22 protein-coding genes are annotated in these 25,166 nt (G+C 60.7%); 12 read left to right on the top strand and 10 right to left on the bottom strand.

Features of this window, described 5'->3' with window-relative positions; genetic code table 11:
- Positions 1-24 precede the first annotated feature (24 nt).
- Genes VW35_RS01320 through VW35_RS01335 form a run of 4 tightly spaced genes read right to left on the bottom strand, consistent with a single transcriptional unit; the run spans position 25 to position 4,264 of the window.
- Positions 25-1,026 carry a succinylglutamate desuccinylase/aspartoacylase family protein gene (locus tag VW35_RS01320; protein ID WP_046141221.1) on the bottom strand — a complete coding sequence of 334 codons (1,002 nt, stop codon included), beginning with the start codon at positions 1,024-1,026 and terminating at the stop codon, positions 25-27.
- 5 nt (positions 1,027-1,031) lie between these two features.
- Positions 1,032-1,517 carry a VOC family protein gene (locus VW35_RS01325; protein ID WP_046141643.1) on the bottom strand — a complete coding sequence of 162 codons (486 nt, stop codon included), beginning with the start codon at positions 1,515-1,517 and terminating at the stop codon, positions 1,032-1,034.
- Positions 1,518-1,526: 9 nt separating this feature from the next.
- Positions 1,527-2,732, bottom strand: coding sequence for a pyridoxal phosphate-dependent aminotransferase (locus tag VW35_RS01330; RefSeq protein WP_052951416.1), 1,206 nt, complete (start codon positions 2,730-2,732; stop codon positions 1,527-1,529).
- Between the two features lie 11 nt (positions 2,733-2,743).
- Positions 2,744-4,264: a carboxypeptidase M32 gene (locus VW35_RS01335; protein ID WP_046141222.1), complete on the bottom strand. Its 1,521-nt coding sequence runs from the start codon at positions 4,262-4,264 to the stop codon at positions 2,744-2,746.
- A 191-nt stretch (positions 4,265-4,455) separates the two neighbouring features.
- Between VW35_RS01335 and VW35_RS01340 the strand changes: the two genes are divergently transcribed.
- The 11 genes from VW35_RS01340 to VW35_RS01390 are packed head-to-tail and all read left to right on the top strand — an operon-like array spanning position 4,456 to position 17,482.
- Complete coding sequence (locus VW35_RS01340) at positions 4,456-5,337, top strand: DUF4438 domain-containing protein (protein ID WP_046141223.1); 882 nt, start codon at positions 4,456-4,458, stop codon at positions 5,335-5,337.
- The gene (locus VW35_RS01345; RefSeq protein WP_046141224.1) at positions 5,334-6,212 is read left to right on the top strand and encodes a DUF4438 domain-containing protein; all 879 of its coding nucleotides are present in this window, start codon (positions 5,334-5,336) and stop codon (positions 6,210-6,212) included. Before VW35_RS01340 ends, VW35_RS01345 begins: the two co-directional genes overlap by 4 nt.
- Positions 6,213-6,214: 2 nt before the next feature.
- A complete protein-coding gene (locus VW35_RS01350; RefSeq protein WP_046141225.1) occupies positions 6,215-7,297 on the top strand; it encodes an Ldh family oxidoreductase in 1,083 nt (360 codons plus the stop codon).
- Between the two features lie 59 nt (positions 7,298-7,356).
- Complete coding sequence (locus VW35_RS01355; protein WP_244465803.1) at positions 7,357-8,475, top strand: M24 family metallopeptidase; 1,119 nt, start codon at positions 7,357-7,359, stop codon at positions 8,473-8,475.
- 9 nt (positions 8,476-8,484) lie between these two features.
- Positions 8,485-9,714 (top strand): amidohydrolase family protein, encoded by a 1,230-nt coding sequence (locus tag VW35_RS01360; RefSeq protein WP_046141227.1) that lies wholly within the window; start codon positions 8,485-8,487, stop codon positions 9,712-9,714.
- Positions 9,714-10,895 (top strand): pyridoxal phosphate-dependent aminotransferase, encoded by a 1,182-nt coding sequence (locus VW35_RS01365; protein WP_046141228.1) that lies wholly within the window; start codon positions 9,714-9,716, stop codon positions 10,893-10,895. The genes VW35_RS01360 and VW35_RS01365 overlap by 1 nt, the downstream gene beginning before the upstream one ends.
- The gene (locus tag VW35_RS01370) at positions 10,892-12,319 is read left to right on the top strand and encodes a hypothetical protein (protein WP_046141229.1); all 1,428 of its coding nucleotides are present in this window, start codon (positions 10,892-10,894) and stop codon (positions 12,317-12,319) included. The genes VW35_RS01365 and VW35_RS01370 overlap by 4 nt, the downstream gene beginning before the upstream one ends.
- On the top strand, positions 12,319-13,722 hold the full coding sequence (locus VW35_RS01375) for a dihydroorotase (RefSeq protein ID WP_046141230.1): 1,404 nt from the start codon (positions 12,319-12,321) through the stop codon (positions 13,720-13,722). Before VW35_RS01370 ends, VW35_RS01375 begins: the two co-directional genes overlap by 1 nt.
- A 3-nt stretch (positions 13,723-13,725) precedes the next feature.
- On the top strand, positions 13,726-14,772 hold the full coding sequence (locus VW35_RS01380; RefSeq protein WP_046141231.1) for an ABC transporter ATP-binding protein: 1,047 nt from the start codon (positions 13,726-13,728) through the stop codon (positions 14,770-14,772).
- A complete protein-coding gene (locus VW35_RS01385) occupies positions 14,769-15,812 on the top strand; it encodes an ABC transporter ATP-binding protein (RefSeq protein WP_046141232.1) in 1,044 nt (347 codons plus the stop codon). The genes VW35_RS01380 and VW35_RS01385 overlap by 4 nt, the downstream gene beginning before the upstream one ends.
- Positions 15,809-17,482 carry a M14 family metallopeptidase gene (locus tag VW35_RS01390; protein ID WP_046141233.1) on the top strand — a complete coding sequence of 558 codons (1,674 nt, stop codon included), beginning with the start codon at positions 15,809-15,811 and terminating at the stop codon, positions 17,480-17,482. The genes VW35_RS01385 and VW35_RS01390 overlap by 4 nt, the downstream gene beginning before the upstream one ends.
- A gap of 47 nt (positions 17,483-17,529) precedes the next feature.
- Here the strand turns inward: VW35_RS01390 and VW35_RS01395 are convergent, their stop codons facing one another.
- Entirely contained in the window at positions 17,530-18,255 is a 726-nt protein-coding gene (locus tag VW35_RS01395; RefSeq protein WP_046141234.1) for an SDR family NAD(P)-dependent oxidoreductase, read from the bottom strand.
- Positions 18,252-19,016: an SDR family NAD(P)-dependent oxidoreductase gene (locus tag VW35_RS01400; protein ID WP_152662428.1), complete on the bottom strand. Its 765-nt coding sequence runs from the start codon at positions 19,014-19,016 to the stop codon at positions 18,252-18,254. The genes VW35_RS01395 and VW35_RS01400 overlap by 4 nt, the downstream gene beginning before the upstream one ends.
- Positions 19,017-19,107: 91 nt before the next feature.
- Here VW35_RS01400 and VW35_RS01405 point away from each other — a divergent pair, with 91 nt between their 5' ends.
- A complete protein-coding gene (locus VW35_RS01405; protein WP_161796838.1) occupies positions 19,108-19,500 on the top strand; it encodes a RidA family protein in 393 nt (130 codons plus the stop codon).
- A gap of 3 nt (positions 19,501-19,503) precedes the next feature.
- Here the strand turns inward: VW35_RS01405 and VW35_RS01410 are convergent, their stop codons facing one another.
- From VW35_RS01410 to VW35_RS01425, 4 genes are all read right to left on the bottom strand, one after another.
- Positions 19,504-21,219, bottom strand: a complete 1,716-nt coding sequence (locus tag VW35_RS01410; RefSeq protein ID WP_046141236.1) for a hydantoinase B/oxoprolinase family protein — start codon at positions 21,217-21,219, stop codon at positions 19,504-19,506.
- A complete protein-coding gene (locus VW35_RS01415; protein WP_046141237.1) occupies positions 21,216-23,261 on the bottom strand; it encodes a hydantoinase/oxoprolinase family protein in 2,046 nt (681 codons plus the stop codon). Before VW35_RS01415 ends, VW35_RS01410 begins: the two co-directional genes overlap by 4 nt.
- A 92-nt stretch (positions 23,262-23,353) precedes the next feature.
- Positions 23,354-24,061 (bottom strand): GntR family transcriptional regulator, encoded by a 708-nt coding sequence (locus VW35_RS01420; protein ID WP_046141238.1) that lies wholly within the window; start codon positions 24,059-24,061, stop codon positions 23,354-23,356.
- 120 nt (positions 24,062-24,181) lie between these two features.
- Positions 24,182-25,120, bottom strand: a complete 939-nt coding sequence (locus VW35_RS01425) for an isoaspartyl peptidase/L-asparaginase family protein (RefSeq protein WP_425283734.1) — start codon at positions 25,118-25,120, stop codon at positions 24,182-24,184.
- Positions 25,121-25,166: the final 46 nt, after the last annotated feature.

The following is a 25,166-nucleotide window of genomic DNA, read 5'->3' on the forward strand; positions in this document are numbered from 1 at the left end:
GCTGATGCCCCCTGCCCGGCCGCCTCAAGGCGTCCAGTCGCGCGGTCCTTCGACCTTGTTGAAGAAGCAGCACCAGTCGCCGGTGTTGACGTTCGGCAAAGCCCGCAATCCGAAGAACATGCCGTCCGCCGGAGCGACGAGATGGGCCAGTTCGTCGCCAAAGATGTTGATGATCTTGGCGAGACTATCGCCCTTCTTCATCGGCTTGAGGAAATCGACGCCCGGCGTCGGCACGAAAATGCCGGAGGCAGGCGCCAGGAGCGCTTCTTGCTGGCCCCTGGTTGCATCCGTCGGGTACGTCGCCTGGCCCGGATACATCTTATAATGCCGCAGGATGTTGATGATCGAATTGGCCAGGTGCCGCGAGATTTCGGCAAATTTCTCAGGCGAGGTCGCCGAGCGGCCACCGAGCTCTACCGTGATCCCGGTCTTGCCGATTTCCTTCATCTGCGCCATCGGCGAACCCTTGGGCAGGAAGTTGGACATGATGCAGCCCCAGCCCTCGCCCATCGCCATGGCGAGCTCGACAGAAGCCGGCGTCTCATCGACGAAAATGGCCTTGGCGAGGAACGAATGCGCGCCGCCCGAATGGATGGAAATCTCGAAATCAGCGACCTTGCTCATCCATTCCGAATGCGCCCAGGCGACACGTTCGCTGAGATAGCCATTGGCCTTGCCCGGATAGATGCGGTTCATGTCGAACGAGAAGGTATCGAGCGGATTGCCGCGATTGGCATTCTCGAAGGCCATGACGTTCATCACGGGCACCATGACGAGCGTGCCGGAAAGCTGGGCCGGATCGACTTCGCGCAGCGCAATCGCACAGGCCATCGGGCCTTCGGGCTCATCGCCATGGATGGCGCCATCGACCCAGAAGACCGGGCCGGGCTTGGTGCCATTGACGATCACCAATGGGATCTCAACCTTTGTGCCGCCGGCCAGCTCGGTGACCGGGATGACGCCGCGGACAACTTCACCGGGCTTGGCAACTGCAGTGCCGACTGTGATGGTTTTTGCTTCGGACACGGTCGTCAGATTCCCTTGAAGGCGTTGTACTTTTCGAGTTCTTCAGGCGTGTAGACCTGCATGAATTCGATCTCGATGCCGCCGGCATCATTGTCGAGGAAGGCCACGAAACCCTCCGGATGCGGGTGGCTGCCATAGACGCCGCAGGCCTGGCAGATGCGCAGTTCCGCGCCCTGCGCCTTGGCGTGATCGAGCGCTTTGTCGATATTATCGACGGCATAGCAGATGTGATGGAGCCCTTCGGCGCCACCGCGCTGCTTCATCCAGGCATCAAACCGCCCGCCCTCTTCAAGCGACTGGCAAAGCTGATATTCGATGCCGCCCAACTGGAAGAGCGCAACGCGGTTCTTGGATTTGGGATAGTCGATGATCGCCGTATCGGTCGGCACGTCGAGAAACTTCGAATACGCGTCGAGCGCCTTTTTCGCATCCTTGACGCCAAAAGCCATGTGCTTGATCGAGAGAACGTTTGGATTGGTAGAAACGGACATATTCACTCCTTAGGCTGCCGGCGCTTTGCGCTCGGCGCGGATGGTGTCGACCACGGCCTTCATGCGGCCGATGGCTTCCTCGATGCGGGGGACGGGCTGGGTCAGGGACATGCGGACATAGTCGTCGACATAGTCGCCATAGATGGTGCCCGGGTAGATCATCACCTTGCCCTCGGCGAGCAGGCGCTCGCAGAACTGGCTGGCGGGAATGCCGGTCGCGGCAGCGACATCGGCATAGACATAGAACGCGCCCTGCGGCTCGGCATAGCGAATGCCCATGGCATCGAGCCCTGCGCACAACGCCTTGCGCCGCTCGTCATAGGTCTTTCGCATCTCTTCCACACACTCCTGCGGCCCGGTGAGCGCGGCCAGCGCGGCGTGCTGGCTGACCGAGGCGACGGAAATGGCAAAGGCATGGTTGACCTCGGCCATGGCGACGATCAGCTCACGAGGCCCGGCAAAGTAGCCGACGCGCCAACCGGTCATCGCATAGGCTTTCGAGAAGCCCGACAGAGTAATCGTCCGCTCACGCATGCCGGGCAGCGACGCCACTGGCTGGATGCGCTGATTACCATAAGTCAGACGCGCGTATATTTCGTCGGAGATAACGATCAGATCGTGCTCGATGGCAAGTTTGGCGATCTTTTCCACCTCATCCGGCGCAGTGACCGTACCGGTGGGATTGTTGGGATTGATCAGCACCAAGACGCGCGATTTCGGCGTAATATGCTTGGCGACCATCTCGGCAGTGAGCGTGAAATTGGTTTCCATGCTCATGCGCACCGGAACCACCGTCGCGTCCGACAGCTCCGCCGCCTGCGAATAGGGATTGTACCCGGGGCACGGTACGATGATCTCATCGCCCGGATTAAGCAGTGACAGCGCAATCACGAACATCGCATGCTGACCGCCGGGGGTGACGACAATCTCATCCGGCGAATAGTCGGCGCCGCCATGCGCCTTGATGTTTTCCGCAATCGCCTTGCGCAGGGCCGGCAGGCCAAGTGGGTGCCCGTAATGGGTCTCGCCACGCCCCAGCGCATCCTGCCCCGCCTTGACGATATGGGCGGGCGTGTCGAGGTCGGGGTCGCCGCGGCCGAGCTTGATGACGTCGGTCAGCCCTTCCGCAATATTGGCCATCCGCGTGATGATATGCTCATCCTTGAGCTTGATGCGGTTTGCCAGGCGATTGGCGTGGAGTTCGCTCATCTGCATGGTTCCCTCCCTCAGAGACCGTAGAGTTCGCTATATTTGCTGGTGAGGTGCGCGATGTAGGGCTCGGGATCGAGACGGCGTCCGGTTGCTTTGATCAGCAGTTCGTCGCGCCCATAGCGGCGGCCATGCTGGTGGATGTTTTCCACCATGAAGAGACGCAGTGGCTCATAGTCGCCACGCGCCAAGCCATCGGCGATGTTACCATCCTGCTTGGCCGTCTCGAACAACTGCCCGGCCATGACATTGCCGATGGTGTAGTTGCAGAAGGTGCCGATCTGGCCTGAGGACCAGTGCACGTCCTGCAGCACTCCCTGCGCATCATTCGGCACGTCGAGGCCGAGATATTCCTTTATTTTTGCGTTCCAGGCTTCCGGCAGGTCCTTGACGGCCAGCGAACCATCGATCAGCGCCGCCTCGATATCGGTGCGCAGCATGACGTGGAAATCATAGGTCAGCTCGTCGGCTTCGACGCGAATGAAGCCTGGCTTGCAGCGGTTGACGGCGCGGAAGAATTCTTCCGCGGTCACATCGGCCAGCTGCTCGGGATAAAAATTCTGCGCTTCGGCAAAATTGACCTGCCAGAATTCCCGGCTGCGGCCGACATGGTTTTCCCAAAGACGCGATTGCGACTCGTGCGCACCAAAGCTGACGCCGCCGACAGCATAAAGCCCAACGAGGTCGGTCGCGAACGGGGTGCGCGTATAGGCCGGATCGACGCCCTGCTCGTAAAGCCCGTGGCCGGCTTCATGCAGCGCGCCAAAGAGGCTCGCGGCCATGTAATTGGGATTGAAGCGCGTGGTGATACGGACATCGTTGCGAGTAAAGGACACCTCGAACGGGTGCAGCGTCGTATCGAGCCGGCCGCGATGCAGATCGTAGCCAACCTTTTGCGCCATGGCCAAGGCAAAGGCGTGCTGCTTTTCGACCGGATAGTGTCGTTCGAGAAAGTCGAAACGTGGCTGCTGCTTTTCACCGATCGCCTTGACCAGAGGCTGCAGCCCTTCGCGAAGGCGGTTGAAGAGCGGCTTGAGCGTGGCAACGGTTTCACCAGGCTCGAAGCGATACATCAGCGCGTCATAGGGGTGTTCGGAATAGCCGATCGCCTCGGCCATTTCGCGATTGAGCGCCACCGTCTGCTCGAGGATCGGAGCAAACTGCTTGAAATCGCTTTCGGCGCGCGCCTTGGCCCAGACGGCATGGCCCAGCGACCCGAGTTCGGCACGACGGCGTGTTAGGTCCGCGGGAATGGCGAGATGGTAATCGATGGCTTCGCGCACCTGCGCCACCATGACTTTTTCCACAGACCCATCGGCAAAGTTGGCTACTTCGGCTTCTGCCGCGTCGAGTCGGCGGCGCGTTTCGGCTGAAACCAAGAGGTCGCGCGTCAACACCGACAGCGTTGCCAACTGTTTGCCACGCGTTTCATGCCCGCCTTCGGGCATCATCGTACGCGCATCCCAATTGAGGATGGACTGCGTGTTTAGCAGGTCGTTCACCTGCCCCATGGCTTCCATAAGCTGCGCGTAACCCATTGCCCCGCCTGACTAATCTTTTGATCGCAGCATTTTTGCTGCTTTTCTGATCGAACGCTTGACGACGCCCGATCTGTGTGCACTTCTTTGATCGTCTGATTGTCGACAATCTGATGATCTAATGGTGGACAGGGTTTCGACGGGTTGTCAAGCGATGCAAATAAGCCAGCGAAAAAATGTGGAGAGACAGCATGAGTGCTGAACTCGGAGGGCTCACCTCCAATGCGGAAAGCCTCGTAGCCATGGCCGTCTGCGGCTATGTCTCAAGCCCCTCGCTCCGCCCCGGCCACTACACGCACTATCCAGATGGCAAGGGTGTCATCCTGCCCGGCATGTTCGGGGTGACCTATAATGCGTCCGTCGGAGACCGGGCTTTCGGCTGGGCCGGCGACCATGTCGAACCCGGCGTGTCGATCGCCCACCCCGACGAAAAGAGCGACATGGCGCTCCATTATTTGAGCTGCGTCGGCAATGAAGCGACCGTCATGTCCGGCCTGGCCAAGGGCGCCAAGGGCACGGTTACCGGCGAGCACGCTCGCCTCCTCGTCGCCTTCCCTGACGAGGTCAACGATCTCCTCAATATCGGCGACCAGATCCAGATCGAGGCTATCGGCCGTGGGATCGCGCTCAACGAGTTCCCCAAGATCGAATTCAAGAAAACGAGCCCGAAGCTGCTCGCCTCTCTGGGCCTAACCCGCGCCGGCAATGGCGCGCTCAAACTGCCGGTCGCCATCGAATTGCCCATCGAGATCATGGGCTCGGGCGCCGAACTGAATTCCGAATATGTCGACCAGGACCTGATGAGCGGTGATCGCACGCTTATGGCCGATCTCGGGATCGACCAGATGCGGTTGGGCGACATCATCGCCATCCGCCACGCCGACCACCATTTCGGCCGCTCCTATCGCGAAGGCGCCGTCTCCATCGCCATCTGTATCCATGGCGACTCGATCATGACCGGCCATGGCCCCGGCATCATGACGCTGATGACCTGCCACGAGGGTGGCATCGAATTCGAAGTCGATCCGTCCGCCAACATCGCCAACTATTTCCGCATTGGAGCCGGCAAATGACCGTCACCTTCAACGAAGCCGACCTCGTTGCCGTCTCGGTTGGCGGCGTGATCGCCCATCCCGGTTTCCCCGGCCTTCCCGCCGAGCCCTATCGCCTCGCCGCGGACGGCACGCCGTTCCTGCTGCCCGCTTGGGGCGGCATCGTCTACAACGTTTCGGTGGGCGACAAGGCTTTCGGATGGGCCGCCGACTGCATTCATCCCGGCGTTTCCATCCGCGGCACCGATGACGGACGCAATCGCGGCCTCAACGTCTTTTCCTGCCTCGGCAACACCGCCACCGTCATGACCGGCCAGGCCCAGGGTTCCAAGGGTGTCGTCACCGGCAAGTCCGGCCGCTTTTCCGAGCAGGTCATCATCCACTTCCCCAAGGAAGTGCGTAAAAAAATGGCCGTCGGCGACCAGATTCTCGTCAAGTCCTACGGCACCGGCATCGTCATCGAGGGCCACGAGAACATCGCCTGCAAGGGCCTCTCGCCGGACCTGCTGAAGGTCCTGCCGAGCAAAGTCGAAGACGGCATCCTCAAGTTCGGTACTGTCGCCACCGTTCCGGCCTTCCTGGTCGGTGCAGGTGCAGGTCTCACCAGCGAAGGCGGCAGCCTTCACATGCAGTCGACCGATAAGGCCGCGCTCGCCGAAGCGGGTCTTGACCAGCTCAAGCTCGGCGATGTCGTCGCCATCGAAAACACCGATAGCCGCTATAATCACGGTTATCTGCGCGGCGCCATGAGCATCGGCGTCGTCGGCCAGACCGATGGCCCGCGCTCCGGCTACGGCCCCGGCATGACTGTGATCATGACCGCGCCAAAAGGCGAACTCGGCACCTATCGCGATGCCTCCGCCAACATCGCCTCGCTTCTCAAACTCGAGGCCTGACCGTGTCGATCACTCTCACCAGCGTCGACAAGCCGAGCCTCGAGCGCTTTATGGCCGAGGGGTTCGAAGCGCTCGGGCTGACGCCTGAAGACGCCCGCATCTTTGCCGATGCGCTGATCTTTTCTGAACTGCGCTTCCACCCCGGCCACGGCCAGGGCGTTCGCCGCCTCCGTCGCTATCAGGAACGGATCGGCGAAAAGCTCGTCGACCCTCGCGCGCCTTGGCAGCTGGTCAAGGAAAGCCCGGCCCTCGCCCTCGTCGATGCTCACAACGGCATCGGCACCGTCGCAGCTGCCAAGGCAATGAAGCTCGCGATCGAGAAGGCAAAAGTCTGCGGCGTCGGCCAGGTCATCGTCCGCAATTCGACCCACTATGGCTCCTCCGCCGTCCATGCCTGCCAGGCCATGGAAGCCGGTTGCATCGGCATCGCCTATACCAATGCCGGCCCTGAAATGGCGCCCTGGGGCGCACGCGAAGGCGCCGTCGGCACCAATCCCTGGGGCATTGCTGCCCCGACCAATCTCGGCTTCCCCGCCGTCATGGATTTTGCCCTGACCACCGCCGGCAAGGGCATGATGCAGTGGCATTCGCGCGAGGGCAAAAAGATGCCGCTCGACTGGGCCCTGACACCTGCGGGCGAAGTCACCGACGATCCCGATGCCGCCATGAAGGGCCCCCTCCTCGCGATCGGCGAATACAAAGGCTATGGCCTTGCCTTCATGACCGATGTTTTGACCGGCGTCATTGGCGGCGGCGGCTTTGGCCTTAAGCCCTATGCCGACCCGGCCAAACTCGACGTCTCGCATAGCCTCACGGCCATCGATATCGAATGGTTCATGCCGCTCGACGAGTTCAAGGCGCGCATGGGCGAGTTCGCCCAAATGGTCAAGTCCCGCCAGACCCGCCCCGGCTTTTCCGAGGTCCTCATCCCAGGCGAGCAGGAAGCACGCCGCGTCGCGAAGAAATCCCAGGCCGGCGTCCCGCTCGACGATGAAGTGCTGGCCGATCTCGTCGCTCTCGGCAAGGAACTCGGCCTCAAATCCGAAATCCAGGCGATTGGCCCCTACAACGAGGCCCGACTGTGAACCTGCAGGCGCCCCCCATTAAACCAGTCCAACCACTTGGCCAGGCCTTCCGGCAGGACGTGCAGGCCCGCCTTCGTGTCGCCGCTGAGTGGCGCGGCGTCGATGGCGTGCTGCTGCTCTCGCCGGCCAATGTCTTTTATGCCTGCGGCTTCAACTTCTCGGTCAACGAACGCCCGATCGGGCTCTATGTGCCCGTCGATGGCCCGGTGCTTCTCTTCGTGCCCTTGCTCGAACTTGAAAATGCCGAGCCAGTCGAAGGCGTGGAACTCGCGACATACGAAGAATTCCCCGGCCTCGTTCATCCGATCGCCTGGATGCTCTGCCAATCCAAGGCCCGTCGTATCGCCATCGACACTCTAGACGCCCGCCTTCTCGCAACGCTCAATACCCTTGCCGACGCGATTGTCCTCGAAGACCTCGCCGCTCCGCTGCGCTTCATCAAGACGGCCGAAGAACTCGAACTCACCCGCATCGCCGCAGGCTATGCCGACCTCTGCCTCTTCCGCCTTGCCAGCGAAGCCGGCACCATAATCCGCAATGGCGGCAGCGAACTCGATCTCCTCGCCGACTGCACCGGCTTTGCCCTCGCGGCCCTGAAGCGCGACTACGGCGCCGCCTTTGCCGGCACCAAGCTCGGCATTACCGCCTCGGTCCATTCCGGCCCCCGCGCCGCCTTGCCCCATGGCTCGACCAGCCACCGCGTCCCCGAATATGGCGACACGATCATCTCCGGCATCGGCGCCAGTCTCGGCGGCTATCATGCCGAAAGTGGCATCACGCTCGTCGTCGGCGAAATGAGCGCCGACCAGCGCCATGTCATGACCGCCATGGCCAACTGCAATGATGCCGCCGTTTCGGCGCTAAAGCCGGGTCAACGTTGCCAGGATGTTAACGAAGCCGCCCTCGATGCGCTCAAATCGGCAGGGCTTGGAGACACCATCCGCCATCGCATCGGTCACGGCATGGGGCTCGAAGGCCACGAGGCGCCCTGGCTCGCACCGGGCGATATGACCACCATCGAAACCGGGATGGTCTTCTCCAACGAACCCGGCGTCTACCGCCCCGGCCGCGACGGCTACCGCACCATCAACACCATGATTGTCCACGACAATCACGTCGAAATCCCCTCGCGCCTGCTCGCGACCCTTCCCATCGACCAGCGCGTCATTCCGCTTTGAGGACCTGAAATGCCCGAACCCGCCTCCTGGCATTACACCAAAATCACCAAGCCCATGTTCGACCTCAAGCCGGTCGATCAGGTGCTGAAGGGCCGCATCATCACCGCTGTCGGCGACGAAATCATCGAAGACGGTTTCGTCGAAATCCGCGGCGGCAAAATCACCCGCGTCGGCACGGCTTCCGAGCTCGGCAACACCGATCTCGCAGTCGTCGACACTGGCGGCAAGACGATCATGCCCGGCCTGATCCAGTCCCACGGCCACCTGTCCTGGGATGGTGTGCATGAGCTGTCCTTCCAGTCCATGTACGATAGTCCCGAAATCCGCGCCTATAAGGCCGCCGGCAACATGCTGAAATCGCTCCGCGCCGGCGTGACGCTGGTGCGCGATCTTGGCGTCCACAATGCCAATCTCTTTGCCAAACAGGCCGTCGCCCAAGGCTTTTTCCCCGGGCCGCGCCTGCTTGTTTCGGGTGAGTCAATCATCCAGACCGGCGGCCATACCTATTGGGTGTGCCGCGAAGCCTCGGGCGCCGATGAAATGCGCCGCGCCGTGCGCGATCAGGTCAAAGGCGGCGCCGATCTCATAAAAATCATGGCCTGCCACGACACGCTGGAATTCACCGATGCCGAACTCGAAGCCGTTATCGACGAAGCCCATCGCAACCGCTTGCCGATCACGGCGCATGCCACCTATGACGCCTGTATCCGTCGCGTCGCCGAATTTGGCGTCGATTGCGTCGAGCATGGCGGCTCGATGAGCGACGAGACGATCCAGATCCTCCTCGACAAGAAGATTCCGATCGTCACCACCTTCTCGGCCCTCGTCATGCAGGCCAAGCCCGACATTGCCAAGGCTTTCGGCATTCCCGAGTGGAAAGTGCTCGAGCGCCAGAAGGCGGTCGGCGACAAGACGCGTTTCGATGGCCTCGTGCGCGCCGCCAAGGCCGGTGTGCCGATCGTCTTCGGCACAGATGCCGGCAGCCCCGCTGTCGAGCACGATGTCATCGCGCCGGAACTCGCCTTCATGGTCGAGGTCGGCGTCTGCCCCAACAATCTCGACGCGTTGCGCGCCATCACCATTCGAGGCGCGCAACTTTCGAAAATGGACAAGAAGATCGGCACTGTCGAAGTCGGCAAGGAAGCCGATCTCATCGTCGTCGACGGAAAACCCGACGAGGATCTCTATGCGCTCGAACGCGTCGAGATGACCTTGATCGCCGGCAAGAGGATGCACTGATGAGCTTTCTGAACGACCATATGGCCACACGCATCACCGAGGACGACGGCTCGTTCCGGACCAAGATGCTCGCCATTGCCGCCGGCATGACCAATGTCATCGCCATGGGTCGCGGCGATCCCGATTTCCATACGCCAGCCCATATCGTCGAAGCCGGCAAGAAGGCACTCGACGAAAACCAGCATCACTATACCGGTCCGCACGGCATCCCCCCGCTCCGCGACGCTATCGCCAAGCATCTCAACGCGGAATATGGCCTCGACTATGCCGCCGACGACATCGCCGTGACAGCAGGCGTCCAGGAATCCATCACCCTGATCATGCTAGCTTTGATCCAGCCTGGCGACGAGGTGCTGATCACCTCCCCGCGCTTCACCACCTATGACATGGCGGTGAACCTTGCAGGCGGTGTGCCGGTGCCGGTGCCGACCTTCCAGAAGGACGACTTCGCACTCGACCTCACCGAGATCGAAAAGCGCATCACGCCGAAAACCAAGATGTTCGTGCTGGTCTCGCCCAACAATCCGACCGGCGCCGTCACTCCGCCCAACGTCATCCGCGGCATCGCCGATCTCGCGATCAAGCATGACCTCGTCATCGTTTCCGACGAGATCTACGCCAAGATCATCTACGACGGCTACGAGCACCTTTCCATTGCCTCGATCAAGGGCATGAAGGACCGCACCATCACGCTCAACGGCTTCTCCAAGACCTATGCGATGACCGGCTGGCGCGTCGGCTACATGGCCGCCCCTGCCGACTTCATCTCGCGCATCACCGACACCCGCCACACGCTCTCGATCAACACCTCGACCATCAGCCAATATGCAGCCCTCGCCGCCCTGACCGGCCCGCAGGAGCCAATTGATGCGATGATCGAGGAATACAAGGCGCGCCGCGATTATCTCCTGCCCGCGCTCGACGAAATGGGCCTCACCTACGGCAAGCCCGGCGGCGCCTTCTACGTCTATATCAACGTTGCTGGCACTGGCATGTCGACGCCCGAATTCTGCGAAAAGCTCTTGCGCGAAACCGGCGTCATGCTCTTCCCAGGCACCATGTTCGGCGATCATGACCCGAGCTATATCCGCATGTCGTTCCTGCAGCCGCTCGACAAGATCAAGGATGCGGTCGAGCGCATGAAGGGCTTCATCGCCAAGCACGCGAAAGCCGCCGCATGACCGAAAAGCCCAATCCCGCCGAAAAATTCGTCGGCATCCAGGTTAGCCCGATCAACTTCATCGACGAGGGCGTCGAAAACCTCCTAGACATCCTTAAGGACCGCGTTGGCGTCAACGTGCTGATGCTGGGCACCGTGTCCTGGCTTGGCCTCAAGACTGGCCGCTCCATCTCGCACAAGCTCGATGGCTGGCCCGACCATGGCGTGCCCGAACCCTTCGCCATGAAGGGCGGCGCCTATTTCGAGCCCGATCCGGCCTATTACAGCGGCACCTTCATCAAGGATTACCGCGCCAAAGACCCAGAGTTCGAAGGCAAGGACATTCTCGACATGGTCATTGCACCCGCGCATGAGCGGGGAATGAAGGTGTTCATCGAGTTGATGGAGCCGTTCTTCAAATATACCGGTCACGGTTCGACCAATACCGTCGATATCCCCAACCTCGCCCAGGCCATGGAAGTCGACATTTTCGGCCGCCTCGGCAGCGATCCCTCGACCAGCCATCCAGACTATCGCAACTGGATCCTCTCGATGATCGAGGACCAGGTTCGCAATTACGACATCGACGGGGTCATGTGGTGCAACGAGCGCAATTCGCCACTCGATACCCTGATCCAGGGCGGCGCCCCTGGCGATTTCTCAACCCACGCCCGTCGCGAAGCCATGGAACGCGGCATCGATGTCGAAGCGTGCCGCCGCGCTCTCATCAATCTCTACGATTTCGTGCAGGAAGCCGCCTCTGGCAAGGAATTTGCCGATGGCGCCTTCATCACATTTATCCGTACGCTGTTGGCCAATCCCGAAGCGCTGATCTGGGAAAAGTTCTGGCTCGAGCGCAACAAGGACCTCGACCGCGAGCTTTATGGCCTCGTGAAATGGTGTAAGCCCGGCCTCAGCTTTGGGCTTAACGTCTGGAACCGCAACCATTTCAATATCTTCCGCCGCGCCCAATGGCCGTGGGAAGAGCAGACCATGTATGCAGATTGGGTGAAGCCCATCACCTACCAGCATCAGGCTGGCGAAGTGTTCACCAAGGAACTAGGCTTCTTCCAGAAGACCATTCTGCGTGACTTTTCGCCCGATGAAGCGACGGCGGTGCTCTACCGCATTCTCGGTCTCAACGAGGCTCCCTATGCCAATGTCATCGCTGCAGGCATGGACCCGGACACCTATGTCTTTGGCCAGTGCGCCGATGCGGTAAAGGGCGTAAATGGCAAGGCCAAGGTTTTCATGGGCCTCGGCGTCGATGCCCCGCGCACCAAGCCCGAAACCGCCAAAATGACCCCCGACATCGCCTACCGGTCGGTTATGGCGACCTATCGTGCTGGCGGCCATGGGGTGGTGCTGGCCCCAAATTATGCCAGCATGCACCTGACTAATCTTGATGGCGTGGCCAAGGCCCTGACAGAACTGGGGCTCAAGTAGTGGCGGCCTACGACACCATCATCCGCAATGCGGACGTGCTGACAAACAGCGGGCTGAAAACCATCGACGTTGCCATCGCAGGCGGAAAGATCGCGGCGCTTTTGCCGACGGGGACCGGCGAAGCCATCGGGACCATCGATGGCGCTGGGCAAACTCTTCTGCCCGGCGTCATCGACATCCATTTCCACATTCGGGCCCCGGCTTATCCGGATCGTGGCACGGTCGAGAGCGAAACCAAGGCAGCGGCAGCTGGTGGCATTACAACCCTTTTCGAAATGCCGATCAGCAAGCCGTGCTGCAATTCCGCAGAACGCATCGAGATGCGTAAAGCGCATTTTGCCGAACATGCCCGGATCAATTTCGGCATCTTTGGCGCGCCGGGCGACCTGACGCCTGAAGCGGTTGGAGGAATGGCGAATGCTGGCGCGATTGCCTTCAAGATCTTTACGACCGAAGCACCTCCCGGCCGAGACGACGAGTTCTTTGGCTTGTCGTTTCCCGACGAGGGGGATCAGATGCGCGCGCTCAAGGCAGTTGCAGCAGCTGGTATTCCGATCGTGGTCCATGCCGAAAGCGCCCAGCTGATCGCAATGTTTGAGACGGCCGCGCAATCGCTCGATCTTGCCAATGCCGATACGCACCTCGCGGCGCGTCCGGCCCTTTGCGAGGCCGTTGCGGTTGCCAAGCTTCTCACCATGAACATGGAGGCACGGGCCAAGCTGCACATCGCCCATGTCACGAGTGCCCTGACGGTGGACGTCCTGCGCCGGTACAAGGGCACGTCCGACTTTTCGGCCGAAACCTGCCCCCACTATCTCTTCCGCACTCATGACGATGTGCGCAAGGCGGGGGTCTTCGCAAAGATCAATCCGCCGGTCCGGCTCCAGGCCGATCAGGATGCATTGTGGTCCGCGCTGGCAGACGGCACTATCGAGCACGTCACGACCGACCACGCGGCTTTTTCCCACGCCGAAAAGCTGGCAAGCGCCAAGGATTTCCTGCGCGCGCCTCCAGGTTCGCCGGGATCGGAAATTCTCCTCCCATCCATGCTGGACGCCGTCGCCAAGGGCCGCATATCGCTCGACAAAGCGATGGCACTTCTCAGCAGCAATGCGGCAGAGCGCTTTGGCCTGGCGAGCAAGGGCCGTATCGAAGTTGGCGCGGATGCCGATATGATCCTCGTTGATTTCGATGGCACAACCGAGATTTCCAGGGACAATCTCCACACCTTCGCTCGCGATGTCGCGCATCTTTATTACGGCGCGAAATTTTCGGGACGAGTGACGCGAACAATTGTTGGCGGCAAGACCGTTTTTGATGGCGAAGTTGTCGGCAAAGCGGGAGACGGCCACTTCGTCGCTCCAGACCGGACGATCCGACCCGACACCAGATTGAGGGCCTGACCCATGAGTGACGCATTCGCCTCTTCGCCTACGGCACGGACCAACGAACCGCCTCTCCTCGAGGTTGAAGACCTGCAGACTTCTTTCATCGTCGGCGAGGGACAGGATGTTCGCGCCGTCGACGGCGTCAGCTTCGTCGTCAAAGGTGGTGAAACACTGGCCATCGTCGGAGAGTCCGGCTCGGGCAAATCCGTGACCAGCCTCTCCATCATGCGGCTTCTGCCCAAGAAGATCGGCCGCATCTCGCGCGGTACCATCCGCCTCCGCGGCAAGGATCTGGTGGGCTTGCCTGAAGGAGAGATGCGCGCCATTCGCGGCAACGATATCGGCATGATTTTCCAGGAGCCGATGACAAGCCTCAACCCGGTCCACACCATCGGCACCCAGATCGCCGAAGTGGTGATGCAACATTCCAAGCTGGGCAAGAAGCAGGCGCATCAGCGCGCTATCGAAATGCTCGAACTCGTCGGCATTCCCGAGCCCGTTCGCCGCGCCAGCCAATATCCGCATGAAATGTCGGGTGGCATGCGGCAGCGTGCCATGATCGCCATGGCGCTTTCATGCGAACCAAGCGTGCTGATTGCCGACGAGCCGACCACGGCACTCGATGTGACGATCCAGGCGCAAATCCTCGATCTGATGCGCAATCTTCAAGCCAAGATGGGTATGGCGATCGTTTTCATTACCCACGATCTCGGCGTCGTCGCCGAAATGGCCGATCGAGTGGTGGTGATGTATGCCGGCCAGGTCGTCGAAACCGGGACGGTCGCCGAAATCTTCACCAAGCCGCTGATGCCCTACACATCGGGGCTCATGCAGTCGATTCCGCGCATGGGTGAATATGAAGAAAAGACCAGGCTCCAGACCATTCCTGGCTATGTGCCGCTGTTGACCAAATTGCCTGGCGGGTGCCGCTTCCGCACACGCTGCGCCTTTGCCGAAGACCGCTGCGCAGCGGCCGAACCGCCGCTCGAAGTGCTCGACAGCGGCCGATCCGTGCGCTGCGTGCGCTGGCGCGAACTCGATCTCAAGACCAAGGCGACGGCATGACCGAGACATCCTTTCCAACGCCAGTCGCGCCGAGCGATGCACTGCTCGATGTGCGGCATCTCAAGAAATATTTCCCGATACGCGGCGGCGTCCTGAGCCGCGTCGTCACTAATGTGAAAGCGGTCGACGACGTTTCGTTTTCGATCCGCCGCGGCGAAGTCGTCGGGCTCGTCGGAGAGTCCGGATCAGGCAAGACCACTGTAGGCCGGACCATCCTGCGATTAGGCGAGCCGACCTCGGGCGTCATAGACTTCGATGGCGCCGATATCAGCAAGCTCTCCAAACCTGCCATGCGGCGATACCGCAAGCGGATGCAGATCGTTTTCCAGGACCCCTACGCCAGTCTCAATCCGCGCGAAAAAATCCGTACCGTTCTCGGTCACGCGCTCGCCGTCCACAATATCGGCACCTCGGCAGATCGCGAAGACCGCATCGTCGCCATGCTTGAGCAGGTCGGATTGAGCGGGGACTACCTTGACCGCTTTCCGCATGAGTTCTCTGGGGGCCAGCGTCAGCGCATCGGTATTGCGCGCGCACTCGCTGTCGAACCCGACTTCATCGTCGCTGACGAGCCGGTTTCGGCCCTCGACGTGTCGATCCAGGCGCAGGTTGTAAACCTACTTGAAGATCTCAAGGACAAGTTCAGCTTGACCATGCTGTTCATTGCCCACGATCTCGCGGTCGTCGAGCATATCAGCGACCGGGTCATCGTGATGTATCTCGGGCGGATCATGGAGATCGCGCCGACGCGAACACTTTATCGCAATCCCAACCACCCCTACACCAAGGCCCTGCTCTCCGCGGTGCCTAACCCCGACATCACGGCGCGTAAAGACCGGATCATTCTCAAGGGCGATATTCCGAGCCCGATCAACCCACCCTCCGGTTGTGTCTTCCGCACCCGCTGTCCCATCGCGATCGCCGATTGCGCCAAGGTCGTGCCGGTGCCGGTCGAGGTTTCGCCCGCGCATTTCAGCGCCTGCATTCGCACCGCCCCACAACCCGCCTACGGCCAACTTGCCGCCCAGGATATGCCATGACCGATCTCGATGTGAAATTCGACCGCTACTACACCTATGACGAGATGACGGAGCGCCTGCGACGGCTGGTCGCTGCTTATCCCGACCTGGCCACGATGACCTCGCTCGCCAAGAGCTTCCAGGGTCGCGACGTCTGGCTGATCGAGATCACCAATCCCAAGACCGGCCCGGCAGCTGAAAAGCCCGGCTACTATATCGATGGCCAGATTCATGCCGAGGAGCACGCAACCTCGGCAGCGGCGCTTTATGCTGTCTATCACCTGCTGACGAAGTACGGCACCGACGAAGAAGCGACGCGCCTTGTCGACACTCAGGTGTTCTATATCCTCCCCCGCATCAATCCCGATGGAGCAGAGCTTTCGCTGGTGCCGCCTTACTACAATTGGTGCGGTAACGGCCGCTTCATGCCGGGCGCCGATCGGCTCGAAGGCCTGATCCCTGAAGATATCGACGGCGACGGCTATCTCGTCTGGATGCGCGTACCCGATCCCAAGGGTGAGTGGAAAAAGAGCGCCAGCAATCCCGACATCATGGTGCAGCGCACGCCTGGCGAGGAAGGCGGCGAATACTATCGCATGTATCCTGAAGGTACCGTCCGCAACTATGACGGGGTGAATGTTCCGGTCGAAAAGCCATTCGATGGCAATATGAACCGCAACTTCCCGACGCATTGGTCACCGCAGGAATATGGCGCTGGCATTCATCCGCTGTCCGAGCCGGAAGCGTTCGGCATGGCCAAATTCATCCTCGACCATCCCAATATCTGCGGCATGTGCGCCTATCACACCCATGGCGGCATTATCCTCAGGCCATCTATGACCAAGCCCGATAGCGCCATGAGCGCGCGGGATATCAATCTCTATAAGGAGATCGGCAAGGTCGGCACGGCGCTGACCGGCTACCCGACCGTCTCGATCTACGAAGAATTCACGCCGGACAAATCCGTCGTCCGCCGCGGCGGCCTGATGGATTGGACCTATGAGGAGATGGGCATCATCTCCTTCGGCACTGAGCTTTGGGACCTTGAGCGCACCGCCGGCGTTCCGAAGGAAGGCTACTACAACCTCTACCCGCGCAATGAAGAGGTCCAGCAAAAGGTCTACGACTACGTTAAGGCCAACATGGCCGAAAAAGGTTGGCGCGACTGGAAGCCGTTCGATCATCCGCAGCTCGGCAAGATCGAGATCGGCGGCATGGTCAATATCTGGAGCTACCGCAATCCGCCGGGCAATCTGCTCGAAGAGATGGTTCGCCAAAACGTCCTCTTCAATCTCAAGCACGCTGCGGCAGCCCCGCAGGTCAAGGTCGAGGATGTGAGCATCACCGCCGTCGGCAGCGATCTCTATAAGGTGCGCGCGGTCATCAGCAATTTCGGCTATCTGCCGACCAATCTCTCGGACGTTGCCATCGCCAATAAGGTGGCAAAGCCCGTCACTGCCTCGATCAGCGTCGACGGCGGTGAGTTGGTGATGAACCCGGAAACGGCCGATCTCGGCAATCTCGCTGGCCGCAACGAGCGCCTTTATCCATGGTCGCCTTGGGGCCAGCAATGGACCGCCAATGGTCGCCCGACCGAGTGGCTGGTCCGAGCTAGGCCCGGCTCATCAGTAACCGTCACGAGCCGCTCCGAAAAAGGCGGCACGCATCGGGTCACAACGACAGTCAACTGAGTTCCTGTCCCAACTGGCTCCGGTCCTTCCTGGGACCGGAGTATTTTTTAGCGGGCAGCTATTTCCTGCACCAGATCCCAGGCCTTAATGCGCTGGTCGTTAAGACCGCTGGCGTCCTGAACGGCCAGATGCACGAAGGCTGGTGCAAGCTCGATCGGGTCCTTCCAGATTTTCCGCAGTTCCGGCGAATATGTCGTTTCGCTCATCGGTGTGTGCATGGCATGGCCGGGGGTCACAATGTTGACCGAGACATTGTAGGGCGCGAACTCTTTTGCCAGAGCGCGCGACAGACCTTCGATACCAAACTTCGATGCGCAATAGGTGCTTTCGTCGACATCGCCGACAATGCCGGCATTGCTGGAAACATTGATGATGGCGCCGGCTCTTTGGGCTTTCATCCCTGGTGCGACGGCTTTGACGCACAGGAAGGCGCCCTTGAGGTTTACGCCCATCAGACGATCCCAATCCGCGATGGTGACGGCCTCGACCGGCTTGAAGAATATGATGCCGGCATTGTTGATCAGTATGTCGATCCGACCCGCCTCAGCTTCGATGGCTTTCAAAGTTGGTTCAATACTTTCGGCGTCGGTGAGATCGAGCTTGCGCGGTCGAATGTCGCCGGGCAGTTTGGCAATGCCCTGAAGCTCATCCTCCAAGACGTCAAGGGCATAAACGGTAGCGCCTTCCGCACCGTAAAGCTGGGCGATGGCGCGGCCAAGGCCGCGTGCTGCGCCAGTGACGATGGCAATCTTGCCGTCCAGTTTGCCGCTCATGTCGCGATCCTTCCGCCGTCGATAACAAGCCCAATTCCGGTGACGAAGGAAGACTGTTTTGAAGCAAGGAACAGCACCGCTTCGCCGATTTCGTCACCCGTGCCCATGCGGCCGAGCGGCGTAATGGACCGCCATTTTTGTTCTAACGCATCGGGGTCTGCGGCCTTCTCCAGATTTCTCCGGTTCATGCCCGTGTCGATAACGCCCGGATTGATGGCGTTGCAGCGAATGTTGCGGGTCGCATATTCAATGGCGATGACGCGCGTCATCGACATGATGCCGCCCTTGGATGCCGCATAGCTGAGATTGCCACCGACATTGGCAAAGGCGCTGACGGAGGAGTTGTTGACGATGGTACCGCCACCATTGCGCAACAGCGCCGGGATGGCGTGTTTGCAACCGAAAAAGGTGCCCTTGAGGTTGATGTCGATCACGCGCTCGAACAGGGCTTCAGTGACATCCTCGGAGGGCGTCACCGGCTGTTCAATGCCGGCATTGTTGAAGATGGTATCGAGCCTGCCGTGATCCTTTTCCGCCCGTGCAACCAGCGCGGCGACCTGGTCTTCTTGAGACACGTCTGTGTGCTGAAAGACAATCGCGAGGCCAGCCGCTTTCGCCTCATCGGCCAAACGCGCGCCCTCTGCGTCATCGACATCCCCGACGACGACTTTAGCGCCTTCGCGGGCAAAGAGCATCGCAGTCGATCGCCCCATTCCGCTCGCGCCGCCGGTGATCACGGCAACCATGCCTTCTAGTCTCACATCTACCCCCAGATTTGGTTTCCAAATCCTACATTATTGTATGCTTGTAATACAAACTCAAAGTCGTAGATTTGGGCAAACGGAGCATGTGATGAGCCATTCGATTACCCTATCCAGCCCTAGAGATATCTACGCCCCTGCCAGCTATGAGCATGTGGCCCAAGCAGGCGATTTTGCTTATGTTGCCGGACAGGTGTCGCGTGATGTCGCCGGTAACCTGGTTGGGCCGGGCAACGCCACCGAACAGGCGGCGCAGGTTTATCGCAACATCGACGCTATCTTGCGCCATATCGGTGCGAAGCGCGACCAAGTTGTAAAAATCACCACCTATCTCGTGGACCCGGCCGATTCCGCCGCCGCTGCGGCACAAAGGAAGGCGTTCTTCGGTGCGCACCGCCCGCCCCATACCGGTCTGATCGTCGCGGCGCTGGGCGGACCCGAGGTCAAGCTCGAGGTTGAACTTGTCGTCTACACCCCGCGCTAGGCTTCAACCCAGCGCGAGGGCCTCTGCGACACGGCCTGCGCCATAATCGCGCTCGGCCGCTGCGCGGGTGATCTTTTCCTCGCGCAGGTCGGCGGCCAAGGCGGCAAGCGGACGCTCGCCTGGATCGCCAAAGCCGCCACCGCCCAGCGTTTCGACGCGGATCACTTCGCCGGCTGCTAGGACCAGTCCGGAGGCTTTAGAATGCAGGTTTTCTTCCTGCGCCGTGCCCGGATTGCGCCGGATGCGCGTCACATTTGACGCCTTGCCTCCGGCCACACCAGGCGCCGGGATGATGTGGGCATCCGAGCGAGCGGAGAAGGTGGTGTTGTCCTCACGAATTCGGATCTGCCGGGCCATGCCCATACCGCCGCGGTGCAGCCCTGCCCCGCCGGAATCCGGCACGAGGCAATATTCGTCTAGCAATAGCGGATATTCGAGTTCCAGCGCTTCAGCCGGCAGATTGGTGGAATTGACCGTGTGCACATGGACGGCATCCATGCCGTCGCGGTCGGCAAAGGCGCCTGCCCCACCGCCCATGCTTTCGGGATAGACATAGGTCGCCTGGCGGCCTTCATGCCAGCCAGAGATGGAGACGGCCGATGTCGAGTCATTGCACGATGCCATGACCTTATCTTCTGGCATGGCTTGGTAGAGTGCGCCGAATACGGCGCCGCAAAGACGGTTTGAAGTCACAGCGCGACCGGCGACAGCGGCGGGCGCCTTCGGGTTGACGATCGTGCCCGGCGGCGCGGAGATGCCGATGGGGTCGATAATCCCCTGATTGGGCATCAGGCCGGGATCAAGCACCGCTTTGACGCAATAGTAGATCGAGGCTTTTAGGGCACTGTCCGGCAGGTTGATGGCGCCGCGCGCCTGCGGACCTGAACCGGCAAAATCGAAAGAGAGCTTGTCCCCTGCAATGGTCGCCGTGCAGACGATCGGCACCGGTTCGCCCGGAAACCCATCATCATCCATGGCGCGTTCGAAGCGATAGACGCCATCGGGCAAAGCGGCCACGCGATTGCGCAAGCGACGGCGCGTATAGGTCAGGATATCTTCGATGGCTTGCGACACCGCCGCCCAGCCCATGCGATCGACCAGTTGCACCAGCATCGCACCGCCTCGAACATTGGTGCCGATCTGTGTCCGCAGGTCGAGCAGGCGCTCTTCGGGATCGCGCGTGTTGTGTGCGATGAGTTCGAGGAGATCCTCGTCGATCTCACCGCCCCGCGCGATGCGGATGATCGGAAGGCGAATGCCCTCCTCAAAAATCGAACGGGATGTACCCGATGTCGATCCCGGCGTCTTGCCACCAACGTCGGCATGGTGCGCGATGTTGCCTGCGAAGAAGCGGACCTCGCCATCATGATGCACCGGCGTGATGATCGAGATGTCCGGCAAGTGACTGCCGCCTGCAAGATAGGGATCGTTGGCGATGAAAGCGTCGCCAGGCTTCATTGCCGATAAGGGATAGCGCGCCAGCATTGCTTCCACGGCACCGATCATGGCGCCGAGGTGAATGGGAATGTGGTCGGCCTGGGTGACAAGCCGTCCCTGGGCATCAAAGATCGCTGTCGAGCAATCGCGCCGTTCCTTGATGTTGGACGAGAATGACGAGCGAATGAGGATAGATCCCATATCCTCGGCGATAGCGAGCAACCGGTTGGAGAACACCTCCATCTGGATGGCATCGGCGATGTGATCGTTGTCCTGGCTCATAGGTTCGTCTCCACGATCAGATTGCCCCAGCGGTCGGCGATAACAGTTTGTCCCGGCAGGATCAGGCTCGTCGCGCTCATCTCATTGATGATGGCCGGGCCGGAAATCGGCACACCGGACGGCAAGTCGCCACGATGATAGATGGGTGTCTCGAGCCAGCCACGAGTGGCATCATAATAGACAGGCCGCGAGCCGGTCCGAGCGGCCTCAAGACTGTTTCCGCCTTGCACTTCAGCCTGCGGCGCCTTTTCGACCGCACCGATCGCCTGCACGCGGGCCGAGACGAACTGGATCGCCCGGTGCCTGATATCGTAGCCATATTCCTTGACGTGGGCGGCGTGGAACCGCTCCTCGAGCTCCTTGAGATTGCCGGCGCCGAGGCCGCTGCAATCGACCTTGACCTCAAAATTCTGGCCACGATAGCGGGCGTCGAGCACGCGATTGAAGCGGCGGTCACCGCTGGCGACGCCGTCATTGTCGAGCCAGGCTGCACCCTCGGCCTCCATGGCGTCGAAAAGGTCGAGCACATGGGCCCAGTTCTCTGCGGTGCAATCCGAGAAGAAACTGCGCACATAGTCAGAGCTGAGATCAGTCAGGAGCATGCCGCGGGCACAGAGCGTGCCCGGCTCGCGGGGAATGAGAATACGCGGCAGGCCGCATTCGACCGCGACTTCCGCCGCATGAAGCGGTCCAGCGCCGCCGAATGCGCAGAGGGCAAAATCGCCCATGGCGTAGCCTTTTTCCACCGACACCGACCGGATCGCGCGGCTCATATTGGCATTGGCGATCTGGATGATGCCGAGGGCGGCAGCTTCAAGCGAAATGCCAAGCGGCTCGGCAATAGCCTCGCGAATGACCCGGCGTGCCGCGTCGAGATCGATCTGCATGCGCCCCCCCAAGAGGGTCGTCGCGTCCAATCGGCCTAGGCACAAGTTGGCATCGGTAATCGTGGGCTCGGTGCCACCGCGCCCATAGGCGACAGGACCCGGCGCTGCGCCAGCCGATCGTGGACCGACCTTCATCGAACCAGCATCATCGATCGCGGCAATGGAGCCGCCCCCGGCCCCGATGACGTGAATGTCGAGCATCGGCGTCTTGACGGGATAGCCAGCGACGAGCCGCGCACTGGTAAAAAGCGGTGTGCAATTGTCGATGAGGGAAACGTCGGTCGAGGTGCCGCCGACATCGAAGGTGATGAGATTGGGCAGTCCCGCCACGCGCCCGATCTCTGCTGCGCCCACCACACCGGCTGCCGGCCCGGATACGCAGGTGCGCACCGGGCTCGCATAGACCGTGTCTATCGACATCAGCCCGCCATTCGAATGGATCGTATAAGGCGCGGCGGGAATGCCGACATCGGCGACGCGCTTGCGGAAGCGCTGCAGATAGCTGCCCATGCGCGGCCCAACAAAGGCATTGACCGCGACCGTCGACATGCGCTCGAACTCGCGGAATTCCGGCAGGATTTCCGAGGAAAGGCTCACATAGGCATCGGGCAGAAGCTCGCGCACAACCTCCTTGGCACGCGCCTCGTGCTCCGGCCGGCGATAAGAATGGAGGAAGCAGATGGCAACGCTTTCGACACCGATAGCCGCCAATCTGGCGACTGCTTCACGTAGCGAGTCTTCGTCGATTTCCTGCAGCACTTCGCCATCCGGTCCAATCCGCTCGAGCACCTCGACGCGGCGGTCGCGTGGGATCAGAACGGGTGGCTTCTCAACGCGATAGTCGTAGATCGACGGCCGCGCTTGCCGGCCGAGTTCAAGCACATCGCGAAATCCCTTGGTCGTCACAAGCCCGGTCCGCGCGCCGCGCCGCTCGATGACGATATTGGTCGCAACAGTCGTGCCATGCGCCAGATAGATTACGTCCGAAGGCGCAAAACCCAGCTCGCCGAGCATATCTCGCAAGCCATTTTCGATAGCCTCGGACGGATCGTGCGGTGTCGAGGGTGTCTTGAAGAAATGGACATCGCCCGAACGGTCATCGAGTAAGGTGAAGTCCGTGAACGTGCCGCCGACGTCGACGCCAATGCGATACATGTATGGAAAAACCAGGTTGAGAAGAGGCCATCTATCCCGACCTTGTCATACAGTATACAATCGATCAACCGACTTTCTGGCGGGCCACTGCCCTAGCGGCTGATGGAAACGTCGCCAGTTTTCTTGCGCGCGATCAAGAGCATGTGGTCTTCCAACGCCTCCTGGATGGCTTTGAACGGCGTCGATGGCTTGGCAACCTGATCCACGATCCAGTCTCGGAACTGCTCATGCTGCCGAGCGCTTGCCTCGAGGTCTTCATCGCGGAAGCGCTCGAAATTGAAGATGATGAGGACATGCCGTGCGATCGTATCCCAAAGCGTACCGACGATCGGATTGTGCGCGGCCTGACGGATCGCGCGGTGAAATTCGAGATCGGCAATCAGCGAGTTGCGCAGACTGCCGCCTTTGGCCGATGCGATCATCAATTCGATCGGCGGTTGCAGAACCGCTGGGCTACCCTGCCCCTTGCGCCAATTCTCGATGGCATCACGCAGCATGAACGTCTCTAGGCTGAGGCGCACTTCCATGATCTGCTGGGTAATGCCTGGTTCGAAGGCAGCGACGCGATAACCCTTGTGACCACCGCCACTGATGATGCCCTGTGCGTGAAGAACTTTCAGAGCTTCACGGATGGGAACGCGGCTGACTCCGAGTTTTTCGACGAGCGTCGTCTCGACAATCCTCTCATTGGGCATAATGATCCGGGTCGCAATAGCCTCCGCGATCGTATCGGCAACGCTCTCGGACAGCGAAATCCGCTTGGGTTGCGGCAATTCGACAAGACTAGCTTCGCCGGGCATCTGGGTCTTTACCTCGCTCGCCGGGGGCAGTTCCTAGCCCTCTACGCAAAGGCGCTTCTAACACCCGACCTAAGTCGCGACAACATTGGGTTACAATTATACAATCTCTGAGACAGCTGCTTAGGCAGGACCAAAGTCGTCGGCGTAGATTCCGAGCTCCAGCACACCGTCCGGCGAAATTCTGCCGCGATACATGCCTTCTGTATTATGGACGAGCGACACCGAACCGGCAGCATCAATGGCAATCAGCCCCGCGCCTGCGCCGTCGTCTTTGAGTTGGTTGATCGCATGCTTCGTTGCCTCGTCGAGCGAAACACCGAGGTAGGCTATGCGCGCCGCGATGTCATGGGACGTACATCGACGGATAAAATATTCGCCGAGGCCGGTGCATGATACGGCCACCACGCCGTTCTGCGCATAGGTCCCGGCGCCGATAATCGGTGTATCACCGACGCGGCCCGCTCGCTTGTAGGTGTAACCGCCGGTTGATGTCGCTGCCGCAAGATTGCCGAAATCATCCAGCGCGACGGCGCCAACCGTGCCGTGCTTCTCCGCTTCGGTGCGCGCACGTGTGAGTTTCCCGGCGCGCTCATCGTCCGCCCTTTGCCAGTGTTGTTGGCGAAGTGGCGTCGTGAAGTAACCCTGCCCGACTATGTCGAGCCCTTGCTGTCGGGCGAAGTCATCCGCACCAGCGCCTGAAAGCAGAAGGCACGAGCCATCATCAAGAATCCGGCGCGCTGCAAGTATGGGATTGCGGATGTGGCGAGCCGAAGCGATGGCACCCGCTGCACCCGTGCGACCATCCATGATCGCGGCATCGAGCTCGTGCTCCTGTCGTTCGTTTAAGACGGCGCCATGTCCGGCGTTGAAGCTCGGATGATTTTCGAGCGCGACGACCGCAGCCTCGACTGCATCTAATGCCAGCCCACCCTTTCCGAGCACCTCCCATCCTGCAACAAGCGAGCTTCGCAGCCCGTCGCGCGCCGCACGATAAGCCTCATCGGTCATCGAACCGCGCGGGATCGTTCCGGCGCCGCCGTGGATAGCCAGTGTCGCCAATTGATCGGTCCCCTCTAGATTGCCGCTTGATCGGCGCCGCCTTGTG

The organism is Devosia soli, from assembly GCF_000970455.1.
Lineage (GTDB): Bacteria > Pseudomonadota > Alphaproteobacteria > Rhizobiales > Devosiaceae > Devosia > Devosia soli.

Coding starts and splice junctions, on each gene's coding strand:
- VW35_RS01325 (WP_046141643.1), bottom strand. CDS start 1,517: ATGTCCGTTTCTACCAATCCAAACGTTCTCTCGATCAAGCACATGGCT.
- VW35_RS01330 (WP_052951416.1), bottom strand. CDS start 2,732: ATGCAGATGAGCGAACTCCACGCCAATCGCCTGGCAAACCGCATCAAG.
- VW35_RS01335 (WP_046141222.1), bottom strand. CDS start 4,264: ATGGGTTACGCGCAGCTTATGGAAGCCATGGGGCAGGTGAACGACCTG.
- VW35_RS01340 (WP_046141223.1), top strand. CDS start 4,456: ATGAGTGCTGAACTCGGAGGGCTCACCTCCAATGCGGAAAGCCTCGTA.
- VW35_RS01345 (WP_046141224.1), top strand. CDS start 5,334: ATGACCGTCACCTTCAACGAAGCCGACCTCGTTGCCGTCTCGGTTGGC.
- VW35_RS01360 (WP_046141227.1), top strand. CDS start 8,485: ATGCCCGAACCCGCCTCCTGGCATTACACCAAAATCACCAAGCCCATG.
- VW35_RS01365 (WP_046141228.1), top strand. CDS start 9,714: ATGAGCTTTCTGAACGACCATATGGCCACACGCATCACCGAGGACGAC.
- VW35_RS01370 (WP_046141229.1), top strand. CDS start 10,892: ATGACCGAAAAGCCCAATCCCGCCGAAAAATTCGTCGGCATCCAGGTT.
- VW35_RS01380 (WP_046141231.1), top strand. CDS start 13,726: ATGAGTGACGCATTCGCCTCTTCGCCTACGGCACGGACCAACGAACCG.
- VW35_RS01385 (WP_046141232.1), top strand. CDS start 14,769: ATGACCGAGACATCCTTTCCAACGCCAGTCGCGCCGAGCGATGCACTG.
- VW35_RS01390 (WP_046141233.1), top strand. CDS start 15,809: ATGACCGATCTCGATGTGAAATTCGACCGCTACTACACCTATGACGAG.
- VW35_RS01395 (WP_046141234.1), bottom strand. CDS start 18,255: ATGAGCGGCAAACTGGACGGCAAGATTGCCATCGTCACTGGCGCAGCA.
- VW35_RS01405 (WP_161796838.1), top strand. CDS start 19,108: ATGAGCCATTCGATTACCCTATCCAGCCCTAGAGATATCTACGCCCCT.
- VW35_RS01410 (WP_046141236.1), bottom strand. CDS start 21,219: ATGAGCCAGGACAACGATCACATCGCCGATGCCATCCAGATGGAGGTG.
- VW35_RS01415 (WP_046141237.1), bottom strand. CDS start 23,261: ATGTATCGCATTGGCGTCGACGTCGGCGGCACGTTCACGGACTTCACC.
- VW35_RS01420 (WP_046141238.1), bottom strand. CDS start 24,061: ATGCCCGGCGAAGCTAGTCTTGTCGAATTGCCGCAACCCAAGCGGATT.